Below are 15,336 nucleotides of genomic sequence, written 5' to 3'. Positions count from 1 at the left end.
TCCCGACGTAGCGCGGCGCCATTATACGGACCTGTTGGAAAAAGCATCGGCCGCCGGCTGACGACTTCACAATGATTAAGCGAGATTTTTTCGCGATCTCGGTATTTTTTGGAATTTCGTTCGTGGAAAATACGCCGCCGAGACCCCAAATAGGCAGCATCGCTCGGTGTTTTCCTCCCATTGCGCCGGGCGATGTTCCCCTCTGAAGGTTATGACCTTCATGCTTGGCCGGGCTGCTTTCGCGCCCGGCCTTTTTCTTTCAAATGCTTTAGAGATGCCTTGATCAGGCGAAGGCGATACTGATCGCGCCAAAGTGGCCTAGAGCATGTCTCCCGAAAGTGGGAACCGGTTTCGGGATAAAGACATGCGTAAAAACCAAAGACCTAAAGCGCATGGAGCGAATCCGAAGGATCGCGACGCGCTTTAGCTCGTCAGCTTCGGCAATCCCGCCGCCAGCGCGTCGATGGCCAGCCGCACCTTCAACGGCAGATGCGGCATCTGGAGCCAGAGTGCGTGGCAATCGTAGAGATAGTCCGGCTTGTCAGGCAGCACGCGGATGAGCTTGCCTGCTTCGACACGCTCACGCACCAGCCAGTATGGCAGCCAGGCCAGCCCCATGCCTTCGCTCGCCGCGTCGGCGATGGCATCGAGATCGTCGAGACGCAATCGACCGACCGGCGCGAACTCTGCGACGGAACCGTCATCGCGCGGGAAGAGCCATGGCTGCAACACATGGCCGAGCCGCCGGTAGACGATCGCCTGATGGGCGGCGATATCCTCAAGATCGGTGGGCTTGCCGAAGGTCTCGATGTAGGACGGCGAAGCGCAGACGACCATGCGCTGGCGCGCGACTCGGCGCCCGATGATGCCAGCCCGATCATCCAGCGCGCCGGTACGGATCGCAAGGTCGAAACCGTCCTCGACGAGATCGGCGAAGCGGTCGCTGAGCGACAGGTCCAGCTCCAGCGTTGGATGGCGCCGCGCGAGCGCGAGCAGGATCGGCGTGACGCAGTGCCGGCCGAAATGCGCCGGCATCGTCACCCGCAGTTTTCCGCGCGGCTCGGACAATTGGTCGGCCGCCAGCGCATCGGCCGCCTGCGCTTCCGCCAGCACGATCCTGCAGCGCTCATAATAGGCGCGCCCGAAATCGGTCAGGCTCTGCCGGCGCGTGGTGCGGTTGATGAGGCGTGCGCCGAGCCGCTCCTCAAGGAAGCGGACATGCTTGCCGACCATCGGCCCCGAAAGGTCAAGAGCCGCCGCGGCGGCCGTGAACGAGCCGAGGTCGATGGCTTTCACGAACACTTCCATGCTTTCGAGGCGATCCATTGAAAACCTGCCGTTTCGACTGTTCTGCCTGAGCAGCGATTTATCGGCTCTCCACGCCCTTGCATAGTTCCATTCCATCGATTGGATTTGGAGTTGCATGGATGGCAAGGATTGTTCGCTTTCACAGTCACGGCGGTCCCGAGGTGCTTCGCATCGAGGAAACAGAGGTTCCGTCGCCAGGTCCTGGCGAGGTGCGGATCCGCGTCAGGGCATTGGGCCTGAACCGCGCCGAAGCCTCGATGCGCAACGGCACTTACATCGAAACGCCGTCGCTGCCGTCAGGCCTCGGCCTCGAAGCGGCGGGTATTGTCGAGGCGGTCGGCGCCGATGTGGAGGGCCTCGCGACTGGCGATGCGGTCAGCATCATCCCGCCGCGATCGATGGCGCGCTGGCCTGCCTATGGCGAGCTTGTGACCTTTCCGGCCGAGTTCGTCGTCAAGCATCCGCCGTCGCTTTCGTTCGAGGCCGCCGCGGCGACATGGATGCAATATCTCACCGCTTATGGCGCGCTGATCGATATCGCCCATCTGTGCCGTGACGAGCCCGTCGTCATCACCGCCGCTTCGAGCAGCGTCGGGCTCGCCGCCATCCAGATCGCCAATGGAATTGGCGCCGTGCCGATCGCCGTCACTCGGACATCGACCAAGAAGGCGGCTTTGCTCGATGCCGGCGCCGCGCATGTGGTGGCGTTGGCTGAGGACGATCTCGAGGCGCGGCTGAGAGCGATCGCGCCGCAAGGCGTGCGGGTCGTGCTCGACCCGGTCGGCGGCCCGATCTTCCCGCCTCTTGCGGCCGCGATGGCGCACGGCGGCATTCTCATCGAATATGGCGGCCTCAGCCCTGAGCCGACGCCGTTCCCGCTGTTCGAGGTCCTGGCGAAGACGTTGACCCTGCGCGGCTACCTTGTCCACGAGATCACCGGCGATCCCGGCCGGCTGGAAACAGCCAAGCGCTTCATCCTCGATGGCCTCGCATCGGGCGCGCTGAGGCCGATCATCGCCAGGACGTTTCCGTTCGAGGCGATCGCCGAGGCGCACCGCTTTCTCGAGGCGGGCGAACAGTTCGGCAAGATCGTCGTGACTGTGTGAGGGCCTGAAAGGATCGGCGCCCGATCGAGCGGCGCGCCCGATCGATCATGCCGCTCGAATTACGGAGACCGTCGCTAGCCGCGCTTTTCGATAACCGCGTAGAGCACGTTGCGGTTCTCGCCATAGAACACCTGCGCGTCGACGGTGTTGCGGTCGACGCTGGCATTGATGATGTTCCACATGTCGGCTTCCGAGCGCAGTAGCAGCACCCAGTCCATGAATGTCTCGCGATAGCCGGCGTCGGGAGTGCCTTCGGCATAGTTGGCGAACAGGAACCTGCCGTTCGGCTTCAGCATCTGCAGGCACGTCTTCGTCAGCTTAACCGCGACGTTGTGCTGAAGATAGTCGTAAAGGCCCGAAGCATAGATCAGGTCGAACTTGCCGAGCTTGTGTCCTCTGGTGAGCACGGTTCGCACCGAGCCGTCCACGGCCTCGATCGCGGTGCCCTGGAAATCGCGCGCGATCAGACCGACGCTCTGCGGATCCTGGTCGAGCGCGACCCACCGCTTCAGCCTGCCCTCGGCAAGCGCGGTCGAGCGGTTGGCCTCGCGCAGATGGCCGGCCGCGATCGCCAGCACCTCGGTGTCCGGGGCGTTCATTGCGGCGGTCTCGTCGACATAGCGGGTCAACAGGTCGCGCCGTTCCCGGGCCGCGACGCATGATGGTACGTTCTGGGTGTGGCTGTAGAGCGCTTTGCCGATCTCCGAGGCGTTTGCCACGTCCTCGGCCACATGCGGGTCGCAGTAGATGTAGTCGAGCAGCTGCGCGTCGCCGGAATAGCCTCTGGGCTTGGTGAAGGACCAGTGCGTAAGCGGATCCTGGAGGAAATATTGCAGGATCGCATGGTTCTGCGCCACCGGTATCAAGGCCTGCCAGACATCGGGATGGACCCTGGAACGCAGTGCATTGAGCACTGACAGCAGCCGGCGAACGATCTCGGCGGGATCCTTCCGCAGCTCGATCTGCTGCTGCGTCGTCAACAGGATGAGCGCCAGCTCCGCGCGCGCCGCTTCGAACGCCTCGCCGTGGCGCTCAGGCTTCCCTCGATGCAGACCGGCCGCAATTGTCTTGGCAGTAATCAGGCTTTTGCCATCAAAAACGGTCTGCACTGGATACTCCGTGGTTAACAGTCATTTAACTTATTGCGTAGAATGTCGGATTTGCCAACGGTGGTCGTTAGCATTTTAATGATATGATTAATTTCCCGCTAACCATCTCGCTTCATTAGATATTTTGCGGGTCGGAATTCGGGTTCGAGTTAACGCAAACTTGTCTCCCGCCGTGGCATTTTATTGCTCGGCAAACCGTTGTTTCCCTAGGAGCGGGCCCGCGTGGGGGCAGGAGCGAGAAAAGAGTTCGAAAGGCAAAAACCCTTTGAGCAGGGGGTCATTGCGGACGAACGCGTCGCGTCCAGATTGGCCGATATGGCGCATGTCGAGCCCTACGAGCCGCGTCCCGGCCCGGGGCCGAACGAGCTGCGCGTCCTTTATCGCGAGGAATCGCAGGCGAAGCGGCGGCGGGAAGCCAGGCCCGGGCTTTGGATGGCCGTCGCCATCTATGTGCTGTTCTCGGCGACGGATCTGCTGCTGATACCGGATGTGGCGCTCTACACGATCACGGCGCGCTTCGCCGTCGGCCTGACCGCGCTGCTGACGCTGGAGGGCCAGCTTCGCCGCGGCGTTGCCACGCAATGGCTCGACTTGACCTGCGCGGCCGCAATCATCTTTGGCTATATCGGCTGGCTGTGGCCTACATCCTGGGGAGCCGACCGGGAAACCGTCGCCTACTACATGGTGTTCGGCACGATCTTCATGATGAGCGCCAACCTCTTTTTCACATTCAGCTTCAAGGTTTCGATCATCACGTCGACCATAATCCTGTGCATTCTGTACGTGGTGAATTATTTTGTGCCTGCTTCGCTGACGTACAAAATGGTGTTCGGAACCTTCTACGTCTCGTGCTTCACTTTCACCTCCTATGTGAACTGGAAGCTGAACGAGGAGCGCTACAACGTCTTCCTCAACGCGCTCGAAGCCAAGATCCAGCACAAGGAGGCGACGGAGCGCGGCAAGGCCTTGCTGAGACTATCGCGGACGGATCCGCTGACGGGCCTGGAGAACCGCCGCGCGATCGACGAGAAGCTGCGCGAATACTGGAGCGACTGGCAAAAGCTCGGCAACCGTTTCGCGGCGATCCTCATCGACGTGGATTTCTTCAAGAAGTTCAACGACTGCTATGGCCACCAGGAGGGCGACCGTTGCCTGATCCATGTCGCCAACGCGCTGGGCGAGCTGGTCACGCGACACAACGGCTCGATCGGGCGCTATGGCGGCGAGGAATTCATCGTGCTCGCCCGCATGAACGACAAGCAACAGGTCGCCGATCTCTCGGAAGCCATTTGCCGCACGGTGGAGGATCTGGCGCTGACGCACGAGCTGCGGCGCGACGGCACCTCGATCGTGACGGTGAGCGTCGGCGCCGCCTTCACCAGGACGCAGGCCGGCGCCAAGTTGGAGAAGATCATCCACGAGGCCGATCGCGCGCTGTACCTGGCGAAAGCCGGCGGCCGCAATTGCGCGCGCCTGTTCGACCCGACCGATCCGCAGAGCAGCGACGAGAGTGAGAACATCGCGGCCTTGCTCAAGATCGCAATCGACAGGAATCTCGTCTCCCTGGTCTATCAGCCGATCCAGGAAATAGCCTCGGGCCGGGTCGAGGCCGTCGAGGCGCTGATGCGCCTCAAGATGCTCGACGGCATACTGGTTCCGCCGAGCCTGTTCATTCCGGTGGCCGAACGCACCGGCGCCATCCTGGAGCTCGGCCGCTGGGCGATAAGGACGGTGTGCACCGACGTCCTTGCGCATGACGACGTCCGCGTGGTCAGTGTCAACGTGTCGCCGATCCAGCTCAAGACGCCCGGCTTCGCGACGTCCGTCGCCGGCATCCTCGGCGAAACCGGCGTGGCCGGCAGCAGGCTTGCCTTCGAGATCACCGAGGGGCGCGAGTTGGAGATGGACTCCGACATCCTGCGCTGCATCAGCGACCTGAAGCTCCTGGGCATCAAGATCTGGCTCGACGATTTCGGCACGGGCTTCGCCGGCCTGTCATGGCTGCGCCTGATCGATTTCGACACGGTCAAGATCGACCGCTCGTTCCTGCATGACTGCGGCACGCCCAAGGGCATGGCCATGCTCCAGGACATCATCGCGCTGGTCCGCAACCGCGGCCACAAGATCCTGGTCGAAGGCGTGGAGACCGACGAGCAAATGGCCCTGATGCGCGAATTCGGCATCGACAAGGTCCAGGGCTACCACGTCGGCCGCCCGATGCCCGCCGCAAGCTTCCAGGCAAAGCAGCAGGTGCGGAAGCGCCCGTTCACGGTGCTGAAGTCGGCATGATACGGCATTCGAATCGAAACTGCAGGTAAAGGCATTTCCGAGATCGAGTCTGAGGCGCGGACTGGGGAGCAGTTCCTACTTGCTGCCCGCCAGCCGTCCTGTCCCGAACAGTTCGGCAAGGTGGTGGTCGTGGTTTGAGGCGCGCTTACCTGTTTGCAGGCTGCGGCCCCGCTCAGCAAAAGGGTTAATAGGCCGCGGCCGAGCCGGGTATAGCCTGAAGGCGCTCGATGTCCTGACGGGGCGGGGCGCCGAACAGGCGCCGATATTCGCGACTGAACTGGGACGGGCTGTCGTGCCAAGATGCCGGTTGTCAGTGAATGACGGGCAGGCCGGCCTGAACGCCGGCCTGCTCCAGCCCTTGAGGTCAAGCAGCCTTGACCTTCAGCTCTTCCTCGCCGCGCACCATCCGGGTCACGCCGGCGAAGTCGAGCTTGCCGGAACCGAGCACCGGCACTTTCGGCACGACGCGCACCTCGGCCGGCACCATCAGGTCCATGGCGCCGTGCGCCTTGGCAAAGGCGAGGAAGTCCGCGCGGGTCGCGCCGGAAGCTTCCGTGATCAGGATGAGCTTCTCGCCCTTGCGCGCGTCCGGCACCGTCGCGACGGCCGCCGGCGAACCTTTCCAGAGCTCGCCGGCCAGCGCCTCGACCGCGGCCAGCGAGATCATCTCGCCGCCGATCTTGGCGAAGCGCTTGGCGCGGCCGCGGATCGAGATGAAGCCCGCGTCGTCGACGGTGACGACATCGCCGGTGTCGTGCCAGCCGTCCTTCACCGGCTCGATCACGCCGGGGTTTTCGGCGCGCAGATAGCCGGCCATGACGTTCGGGCCGCGCACGAAGAGCCGGCCGCCCTCGTCGACGCCGGGCACCGGGTCCAGGCGATACTCCATGCCGGGCATGATTTTTCCGACGCTGCCCGACTTGTTGTACATCGGCGTGTTGATGGCGATCACCGGGGCTGCTTCCGTCACGCCGTAGCCCTCGAGAATGCGCAGGCCGAACTTCTCCATATAGGTGGTGCGCGTCGCGGCCTTGACCGGCTCGGCGCCGGCGAAGCAATAGCGCACCGAGCGGAAATCGTAGGGGTGCGCGGTGCGCGCATAGCCGGCGAGGAACGTATCGGTGCCGAAGATGATCGTCGCGTTCGACCCGTAGATCAGTTCCGGCACGATGCGGTAGTGCAGCGGCGAGGGGTAGAAATAGACCGGCACGCCCGAGATCAAGGGCAGCACCGTTCCCGCCGTCATGCCGAAGGAATGGAAGATCGGCAGCACGTTGAACACTTTGTCGCCCGAGTGGAAGTCGATGCGCGAGGCCGCCTGGGCGGCGTTGGCCAGGATGTTGCGGTGGGTCAGCACCACGCCCTTTGGCGTGCCCTCCGAGCCCGAGGTGAACAGGATCGCGGCCGGATCGTCCGCCTTGCGCGCCACCCGCGGCGTCGTCTTGCGCAACAGGCCGAGCAGCTTGTCCTTCAGGCCGATCGTGGCGCGCAGGTCGTCGAGCCAGACGATGTCGACCGAGCGGCCGATCTCCTCTATCACTGGCCCGAGCTTGGCCTGCTCGACGAAGGCACGGGAGGTGAGCACGGTCTTCACCTCGGCCGCCTTGCAGGCCGATAGGATGTTGGCCGCACCCGCGGTGAAGTTGATCATCGCCGGCACCTTGCCGGCCGACATGACGCCGAGCAGCGTCGCGCATGAGCCGTTGGCGTTGGGCAGCATGATGCCCAGCGTCTCTTGTCCCGCATAGAGATGCTCGAACTTCTCGCCGAGCACCGCGGCGGCGGTGAGCAGCTTGCCGTAGCTCAGCGAGCCGGTGACCGGATCCTGCACGGCGAGTTCCTTCATGCCGCGCTCATGGGCCGTCTCGATGATCTTCTGAAGCACTGTCTTGTCGATATTCTGGGTGCGGAAGACGAGGTCCGACATCACCTGGTAGAGCGCGGAGCCAGCCGCGGCCCGGCGCTGGCGCCCCTTCAACTCCTGGGGGACTTCGAGCTTCACCGGCTCCAGGATGGTCACCTTGACCTTCGGGAACAGGCGATGCCGCACATGCTGCGAGGTCAGCCGCGAGAAGTAGCTCTTCTCCAGGCCCTCGATGCGCACCGGCACCACCATCGAGCCGGTCTTGTCGGCGACCATGGCGGCGCCGTCATAGACCTTCATCAGGCCGCCGGTGACGGTGATGCGGCCCTCCGGGAAGATGACCAGCGGATCGCCGCCCTGCACGATCTTGATCAGCGTGCGGGTCGACATCGGCTTCGCCGGATTGAGCGGCAGCGCGCGGGCGAGCTTCATGAAGGGCTTCATCCACCAGGCCTGGGCGATCGTGTAGTCGATGGCGAAGACCGGCTCCTCGTCGGTCAGCGTCAGCGCCAGCGGACCGTCGAGGAAGCTGACATGGTTGAGCGCCAGGATCGGCGCCTTGCCGGCCGCCTTGAGATTGTCCAGCCCCTCGACCTCCAGCCGCAGGAAGGCGCGGAACAGGATCGAGACGAAATCGCGGAAGGGATTGGTCGGCAGGAATTTCAGCATCAGCCAGGCGGCAATCGCGTTGGCGACGACGAGGCCGAACAGGATGCCCGCGATCGAGACGCCTGCCGCCTGGATCGCGGCGACAAGGATGCCGCCGACCGTCATGAAGCCGGCATTGACGATGCTGACCGCGGCAACGACTCGGGCGCGGCGCGCCTCCGGCGACCAGGCCTGCACGGCGGCGAAGGTCGGCACGACGAGGAAGGCGGCGGCAATGGCCATGCCGGCGAGGTCGATGGCCACACGGATGGTGTTGGGGCCGGCGAAGAAGGTGGCAAGCGTCTCGGCCTGGGGCGAGGGCTGCATGCTGCCGATGGTCCAGGCCAGGTGCAGCCCGAACAGCGCCATCAGCGCGGTGCCGACCGGCGCGGGCAAAAGCACCATGCGGCCTTGCGACATCCAGGCTGCGATAGCCGATCCGATGGCAATCGAGACGGCGAACACCGCGAGATAGGCGGTGACGGCGATCTCATTGCCGCCGAGTGAATCCTTGATCATCGCCGGCAGGATCGAGAGCACGATGGCGCCGACCAGCCAGAACCAGGAGGTCATCAGGCCGGCGCGCCAGATGCGCGTATCGGTGCGCAGGTCGGCGACCTGCCGCCAGGTCGAGCGCAAGATGTTCCAGTCGATGGTGAGGTTGGGAGCAGCCGAACCGGTGGACGGGATGTAGCGGCTGACGAACCAGCAGCCGGCGGCCAAGGCCATCATGATCGGCCCGAACACCGCAACGCCGATGCCGTCGGCTGAAACGACGCCGCCGGCAATCGTGCCGCCGAGGATCGCGGCGAAAGTGGCCGACTCGATCCAGGCATTGGCCTTTGGCAGTTCCTTGCGCTCGAGATGGTCCGGCAGGATGCCGTATTTGATCGGCCCGAACAGCGCCGAGATGATGCCGAACATCAAGAGCGCCGTCATCAGCACCGGGATCGATGACAGCGCGATGCCGACGACGGCGACGGCGGCCGCGGCGATCTCGGTGAATTTCAGCCGCCGCGCGATCAGCGCCTTGTCGAAGCGGTCTGCGATCTCGCCGCCAAGCGCCGAAAGCAAGAGGAAGGGCGCCATGAAGACAGCGCCGGCCAGCGTCACCAGGGACGCGGCCTGATCCTTCGCCAGCGTGAACAGAATGAGGAACACCAGCGTGTTCTTCAGGAAATTGTCGTTGAAGGCCGAGAGGAATTGCGTCCAGAAGAGAGGCGCGAAGCGCCGCGACATCATCAGATGGGTGTTCATGGCAATTTCCATTGGGCAAGTCTGGCTGGCAATCCGATTGGACTGAGCGGACACTTGCGCGGTTTGAGCCTCGTTGTATCAGGAAGAGGTTAAACTTCGTTACTGCGGTTCAATCCGATCCATTTGTTTCTTGGTCTTGGCGCATGGAATCTGTCGTCCATGATCGGCTTCCAGGCCTTCCAGCCACTCGACTGCTTGCGGGCTTGGTTGTCTGCGAGCATCGATATGATCCTTTCGTTTCAGCATTAGGCCGGATCGGAGACGGCCTGTTTCAGGCCGGATACAATCCAATGAACATTGTTCATAATCGCAGCATAGCACATCTTGAACGACGTTCAAGAGCAAAATGAACAGCGTTCACGGATCGAACTGTTGAATGACGACATGCTGGATGCGAGCTTCGCGCGACCGGGCCTTCAGGAGAACAACGGAACGTTAGACAAGCTCTCGATTTTCCGGCGAATGGAGCTACACCAGCCGGCCGCAAACGGCTATCAATCGTCGCGAAGTCATGCTTCGGGGTGGTGAGAGGCGCGCGGCTTGCAGCTGGATTTGAAAACAGTCGAGGCTTTGGCCCCCGATCAGGCCTCGCTTGGCGCAGCCGCCAAGCTGACCAAGCGATCGAACTGGCCCAGGCTTGAAGCGCATGAACAGCTGCCGCTGATCTGGGGCGAATGCCAGGGCTCGGGCTCCAACCCCTACCGGGTCGCGTTCGACACCTCCGACCACGGCTACAAATGCACCTGCCCGTCGCGGAAATTTCCGTGCAAGCACATTCTGGCGCTGGCCTGGATCGGCGCCACGGCACCCGACAGCTTCACCCGCGTCGACCAGACGCCCGATTGGGTGAACGACTGGCTCGGCCGGCGCCGCAAGCCAGGGCAGCCGCCAACCCAAGCGCCAGCTCGCGCGGAAGGCAAAAGCATAGACGAAGCATCGCGGCCGGAAGAGGCACCTCCTGTTGAGGACGCCGCTGCGGCCGAACGCCGCGAGGCGGCGCAGCGTAGGCGGGCGGAGGACACGCGCAGCGCGGTCTCGGCCGCGCTCGACGAGCTCGACCAGTGGATCGCCGACCAGTTGCGGCTCGGCCTGGCCGGCTTTGTCGATGCCTCGAGCGAGCGCTGCCGCCGCATCGCCGCACGGCTGGTCGACCTGAAGGCGACGGCGCTCGCCGGGCGCATTGACGAATTGCCCGCGAAGCTGATGGCGCTGCGCGGCGAGGAGCGGCCGGACGCCGCGATCCGCGAGCTGGGCAAGCTGGTGCTGCTTGCCAAGGCCTGGCGCGCGGCACCCGATGATGCCGAGCTGAAACGCCTGGTCTCGGCATCGGAGACGCGCGACCAGATCCTCGCCAACCCCGATGCCGTTCAGGTCGAGAGCGACTGGGAGGTGCTTGGCGAAAAGATCGAGACCCGCCGCGACGGCCTCGTCAGTCACGCGACCTGGCTGCTCGACCTGAAAAGCACGACGCCGCGATTTGCGGTGCTGCTCGATTTCTTCCCGGCTTCCGCCGGACGGCGCTCCGGCGCCTTCGCGGCGGGCGACCGCTTCAGAGCGAGGCTGGTGTTCTATCCGTCGCGCAATCCGCTGCGGGCGCTGGTCGCCGAACGGCTGGGCGACGTGGCGCCCGGCGCGTGGCCGACATTCGTCCCGGATGCAGCCGGCGATCCGCTGGCCGCCTACGCCGCCTTCCAGGACGGCGCCCCATGGCTGTCGGACTGCCCCATCATCCTGCCCGCCGGCGCGATCGCGTTGGACGAAAAGGACGGCGCCTGGTGGCAGGCGGCAAACGATCCGCACGGCATCGCCTTGCCTGTCGCCGGGTCCGTCCACCAGACCTTGCTCGGCATCGATCTCGCGGCGACGGCGGCGCTCTGGAATGGCGCCAGGCTCGAGCTGCTGGCCTCGCAAAGCAGCATCGGGAGGCTCGATCTGTCATGAACGAACTCGACCAAGCAGGGCTGGCGCGGTTGCGCGACGGCTGGATTTCCGGCGGCGCCATGTTCGAATTCGCCCCGGTCGAGTGGAAAGAGGTAGCCACCGCTTTCAGCCCGGACGAGCAGGAGCGGCGGCTGTTGGCCATCGCCGGGCAGGCACTGGATGTCGCGCTCCGCCCCGCGGCGCCGAAGAGCTTGAAGCGGCGCCCGCCGCTGCCGGTGCTGGCCTTGCCGATGCTGCCTGAACGCCTGCGGCCGTTGCTGCGTGCCGCATTGAAATATGCGGCCGATGCAAGGCTCAAGACCCGCGTGGCCACGCTCGTCGCCAGCCGTGGCTTCGTCACCCATCCGATGGACTGGATGCCGGCTGCGTCGGATCAGAATGGTCCGGAGGTCTACGCTCCCTGGGTCGACTGGCAGGCGGGCGCGGATGGCGAAAAACAGCTCCGCCGCGAGCATCTGACGGCGGAAACCTGGGATGATTTCTATCCCGCCGCGCGCCGTAGCGCACTGATCGATTTGCGGCGCTCCGCACCCGCCTTGGCGCGGGCCCTTATCGAGACCAAGGGAGCGAGCGAGCCCGCCGAGGTCAGGCTTGCGCTCATCGAACTCATGCGCTTCGGCCTTGGTGCCGATGATGTGCCATTTCTGAAGAGCCTGTCCGCCGATCGCTCAGGAAAGGTGCGCGAAATGGCCGGCCGACTCCTGGCAAGACTGGGAGAACGTAGCATCACTGAAGGCCAAACCGAAGATCCGGCGATCGAGCTATCCGCTTTCATCGAGGAAGGCAAATCCGGTTTCATCCGCCGCCGCTCCACCTACGCGCCGATAAAACCCAAGTCACAGGCGCAGCAAGCACGTCGCGCCGACTTGTTCGCCACCTGTTACTTCGGCGATCTCGTCGGCCACTTCGGCAAGACGGAGAGCGATTTCATCGGCGCATGGCAGTTTGGTGTCGATGACGGCGCCGATCTCTTTCTGGTTCGAATGGTCGCGGCGTCCGGCGGCGACGCGGCGGTGGCCTCTCTGGCGGATCTGCTTGCCGCAGCCGGCGGCAGGCTGGCGATTCTCGGCCTCCAACTCACGGCGCGTTTGGACAGCGGCAGGAAGCGTGTCCTGATTAGGCAGATCCTGAACGACGCGCAAAATCTGGCCGCGCTCAACATGGTCGAAGGCGCTGAGGCAGGCTGGCTGGAGTGGGGCGACCTTGCAAAGGGCAAGACGCTTTCCGCGTTGCGATCCGCCGTCTCGGGCGACAACGACGTCGTGAAACGAAACGCCGAGCAGTATCTCGAAGCCATAGGCTTTCTGGCCAGTCCGGCGACGGCCGAAAAATTGATCAGCGAGGTCGTCGCCGCCGGGCTGCCGCCTGCATCCCCATCGCTTAGCCTGTTGCGCCTCAACGCGGCGCTGGGCGGAAATCCAACCAGATGATCAACCCGGAGAAGATCGCATGAACGCAGCCATCCGCCTTCCGGCCGAACAGGTCTACGCCGCCGAACTGCAGGCGCTGGCGCGCGGCGACGACCGGCAAAAGCCTGCCGGCTGGAGCCTGTCGCCGAAAGCCGTGCTCACCTATCTGATGGGCGGCAAGGCGAGCGACGGCACGGTGATTTCGCCGAAATATGTCGGCCGCCGGCAATTGATGGAAACGGCGGTCGCCACGCTCGCGACCGACCGCGCGCTGCTTCTGCTCGGCGTTCCCGGAACGGCAAAATCCTGGGTCTCGGAACATCTCGCCGGCGCCATCATGGGCAACTCGACGCTGGTCGTGCAATGCACTGCCGGCACCGACGAGAACCAGATCCGCTATGGCTGGAACTATGCCCAGCTCCTGGCAAAAGGGCCGAGCCAGGAAGCGCTGGTGCCGACGCCGCTCTATCGCGCCATGCAGGACGGCAAGCTCTGCCGGCTGGAAGAGCTGACGCGCATGGGCTCCGACGTGCAGGACACGCTGATCACCGTGCTGTCGGAAAAGATGATGCCGGTGCCGGAGCTGAACACCTCGATCTATGCCCAGCGTGGCTTCAACATCATCGCCACCGCCAACAACCGCGACAAAGGCGTCAACGAGTTCTCCTCGGCGCTGAAGCGCCGCTTCAACGTCGTGGTGTTGCCTTTGCCGGACGATATGGCGGAGGAAGTCTCGATCGTCTCCCGTCGCGTCGGCGAGATGGCCGGCGGGCTGGAGCTGCCGGTGCCGAAGAATGTCGGCGAGGAGATTGCGCGAGTGCTCACCATTTTCCGCGAGCTGCGCTCGGGCGCAACCGCCGACGGCAAGGTGACGCTGAAGACGCCGTCGGGCTCGCTCTCCACCGCCGAGGCGATCGCCACCATGGTCAGCGGGCTCAGCCAGGCGGCATGGTTCGATGACGGCAAGCTGCATGCCGAAGGCCTGGCGCCGAGCCTGGTCGGCGCCATCGTCAAGGACCCGGTGCAGGACAAGGTGGTGCTGGAGGAATATCTGGAGACGGTGCTGAAGAAGCGGCCGGACTATGCCGGCTATTATGCGGCGCTCAACGCGGCCATCTGAACCATGACCCAAGGCGGCATCAGCTATTTCGGCATCCGCCACCACGGCCCGGGCTCCGCCGGGAGCTTGGTCAAGGCGTTGCAGGAATTGCAGCCGGTCGCCGTGCTGATTGAGGGGCCGGTGGATGCCTCGCCGCTGCTGCCGCTGCTCGCCAGCCCCGACATGAAGCCGCCGGTGGCGCTGCTCTGCTATCCGGAGGATGATCCCGCCGCGACCAGCTTCTGGCCTTTCGCTGAATTCTCGCCGGAATACCAGGCAGCACTTTGGGCCGTCGCCAACAAGGCGGCGCTGCGCTTCATCGACCTGCCGTCGGCCGCGCGGCTTGCGGAGAAGGCGGCTGAAGCGGCAGCGGACACCGAAGCAGCCGAGGCGGAGGCCAAGGACGAGCAGGGCGAAGAACCCACGCGCGTCCAGGATCCGATTGGCACCCTGGCGCGTGCCGCCGGCTACGAGGACGGCGAGAGCTGGTGGTCGGACATCATCGAGCAGAATCCCGAGCCCGGCCCGATCTTCGCGGCCATCGCCGACGCGATGACGACGCTGCGCGACGGCGAGGGTTCGATCGGCAGGTTAGAGGCTATGCGCGAGGCACATATGCGCCTCGAGATCGCCGCAGCGCGGAAGGAATTCGACGGCCCCATGGCCGTGGTTTGCGGCGCCTGGCATGTGCCGGCCCTTCAAGCAGGGCATACGCAGAAGAGCGACCAGGCGCTGCTCAAGGGCATCGGCCGGCGCAAGACCACGATGACCTATGCGCCGTGGACCGGACCGCGCCTGGCGCTGGGCTATGGTTATGGCGCCGGCGTCGTAGCGCCGGGCTGGTGCAAGCATCTGTGGCAGACACGTGGGCAGGACGACGCCTCGGTCCTGTGGTTGGCGCGGATCGCCTCGGTGCTGCGGGCGAAGGGCCACATGATCTCCACCGCATCGCTGATCGAGGCGGAGCGCCTGGCGCGCGCGCTTGCCGCCATCCGCGAACGGCCGAAGCCGGGCTTCGAGGAGCTTCGCGATGCCTCGGTCTCGGCGCTCTTCAACGGCGAGGCCCTGCTGTGGAAGATGGTCGAGGCCGAGCTGCTGCTCGGCGCCGATGTCGGCGAGATCCCGCCCGACACGCCGCTCGCGCCGCTGATCGACGATCTGCAGCGCAACCAGAAGGCTGCAAGGCTGAAGCCAGAGGCACTGGAGCGGGAACTTTCCGTCGACCTGCGCAGCGAGAGCGGTCTCTTCCGCTCGACATTGCTGCACCGGCTGAACGTGCTTGGCGTCGACTGGGGCAGGCTGACCG

General features: G+C 64.5%; 10 protein-coding genes and 1 pseudogene. 7 read left to right on the top strand and 4 right to left on the bottom strand.

The genetic code is table 11. From position 1 onward, the window contains the following. Positions 1–423 precede the first annotated feature (423 nt). Entirely contained in the window at positions 424–1,326 is a 903-nt protein-coding gene (locus tag EOA24_RS08900) for a LysR family transcriptional regulator (protein WP_126078707.1), read from the bottom strand. A gap of 101 nt (positions 1,327–1,427) precedes the next feature. Between EOA24_RS08900 and EOA24_RS08895 the strand changes: the two genes are divergently transcribed. Next, on the top strand, positions 1,428–2,414 hold the full coding sequence (locus tag EOA24_RS08895) for a zinc-dependent alcohol dehydrogenase family protein (RefSeq protein ID WP_126078706.1): 987 nt from the start codon (positions 1,428–1,430) through the stop codon (positions 2,412–2,414). 74 nt (positions 2,415–2,488) lie between these two features. Here EOA24_RS08895 and EOA24_RS08890 read toward each other — a convergent pair whose 3' ends face one another. After that, positions 2,489–3,523: a class I SAM-dependent methyltransferase gene (locus tag EOA24_RS08890; RefSeq protein ID WP_126078705.1), complete on the bottom strand. Its 1,035-nt coding sequence runs from the start codon at positions 3,521–3,523 to the stop codon at positions 2,489–2,491. 315 nt (positions 3,524–3,838) lie between these two features. Between EOA24_RS08890 and EOA24_RS08885 the strand changes: the two genes are divergently transcribed. Then, positions 3,839–5,812: an EAL domain-containing protein gene (locus EOA24_RS08885; RefSeq protein WP_126078704.1), complete on the top strand. Its 1,974-nt coding sequence runs from the start codon at positions 3,839–3,841 to the stop codon at positions 5,810–5,812. A gap of 184 nt (positions 5,813–5,996) precedes the next feature. Here the strand turns inward: EOA24_RS08885 and EOA24_RS42900 are convergent. Both EOA24_RS42900 and EOA24_RS08875 read right to left on the bottom strand, forming a co-directional pair. Next, positions 5,997–6,107 (bottom strand): annotated as a pseudogene (locus tag EOA24_RS42900) (AraC family transcriptional regulator CmrA); the annotation flags it as partial. A gap of 69 nt (positions 6,108–6,176) precedes the next feature. Beyond that, positions 6,177–9,581 carry an acyl-[ACP]--phospholipid O-acyltransferase gene (locus EOA24_RS08875; RefSeq protein WP_126078701.1) on the bottom strand — a complete coding sequence of 1,135 codons (3,405 nt, stop codon included), beginning with the start codon at positions 9,579–9,581 and terminating at the stop codon, positions 6,177–6,179. A 324-nt stretch (positions 9,582–9,905) separates the two neighbouring features. On the opposite strand from EOA24_RS08875, the gene EOA24_RS08870 reads away from it, so the two are divergent. From EOA24_RS08870 to EOA24_RS08850, 5 genes are all read left to right on the top strand, one after another. Beyond that, the gene (locus EOA24_RS08870) at positions 9,906–10,109 is read left to right on the top strand and encodes a hypothetical protein (RefSeq protein ID WP_126078700.1); all 204 of its coding nucleotides are present in this window, start codon (positions 9,906–9,908) and stop codon (positions 10,107–10,109) included. A 24-nt stretch (positions 10,110–10,133) separates the two neighbouring features. After that, positions 10,134–11,522 (top strand): SWIM zinc finger family protein, encoded by a 1,389-nt coding sequence (locus tag EOA24_RS08865; protein ID WP_245463212.1) that lies wholly within the window; start codon positions 10,134–10,136, stop codon positions 11,520–11,522. After that, a complete protein-coding gene (locus tag EOA24_RS08860) occupies positions 11,519–12,952 on the top strand; it encodes a DUF5691 domain-containing protein (RefSeq protein WP_126078698.1) in 1,434 nt (477 codons plus the stop codon). Before EOA24_RS08865 ends, EOA24_RS08860 begins: the two co-directional genes overlap by 4 nt. 19 nt (positions 12,953–12,971) lie before the next feature. Then, positions 12,972–14,051, top strand: a complete 1,080-nt coding sequence (locus tag EOA24_RS08855) for an AAA family ATPase (RefSeq protein ID WP_126078697.1) — start codon at positions 12,972–12,974, stop codon at positions 14,049–14,051. Positions 14,052–14,054: 3 nt separating this feature from the next. Beyond that, a partial coding sequence (locus tag EOA24_RS08850; RefSeq protein ID WP_245501776.1) for a DUF5682 family protein occupies positions 14,055–15,336 on the top strand: 1,282 nt, incomplete at its 3' end.

The sequence above is a fragment of the Mesorhizobium sp. M2A.F.Ca.ET.039.01.1.1 genome, from assembly GCF_003998035.1.
Classification (GTDB): domain Bacteria; phylum Pseudomonadota; class Alphaproteobacteria; order Rhizobiales; family Rhizobiaceae; genus Mesorhizobium.
This window is presented reverse-complemented; position numbering and strand designations above follow the sequence as displayed.

What these genes read in the sequence shown, in the direction of transcription:
- EOA24_RS08900 (WP_126078707.1), bottom strand. Translation starts at nt 1,326, where the DNA reads ATGGATCGCCTCGAAAGCATGGAAGTGTTCGTGAAAGCCATCGACCTC.
- EOA24_RS08895 (WP_126078706.1), top strand. Translation starts at nt 1,428, where the DNA reads ATGGCAAGGATTGTTCGCTTTCACAGTCACGGCGGTCCCGAGGTGCTT.
- EOA24_RS08885 (WP_126078704.1), top strand. Translation starts at nt 3,839, where the DNA reads ATGGCGCATGTCGAGCCCTACGAGCCGCGTCCCGGCCCGGGGCCGAAC.
- EOA24_RS08875 (WP_126078701.1), bottom strand. Translation starts at nt 9,581, where the DNA reads ATGAACACCCATCTGATGATGTCGCGGCGCTTCGCGCCTCTCTTCTGG.
- EOA24_RS08860 (WP_126078698.1), top strand. Translation starts at nt 11,519, where the DNA reads ATGAACGAACTCGACCAAGCAGGGCTGGCGCGGTTGCGCGACGGCTGG.
- EOA24_RS08855 (WP_126078697.1), top strand. Translation starts at nt 12,972, where the DNA reads ATGAACGCAGCCATCCGCCTTCCGGCCGAACAGGTCTACGCCGCCGAA.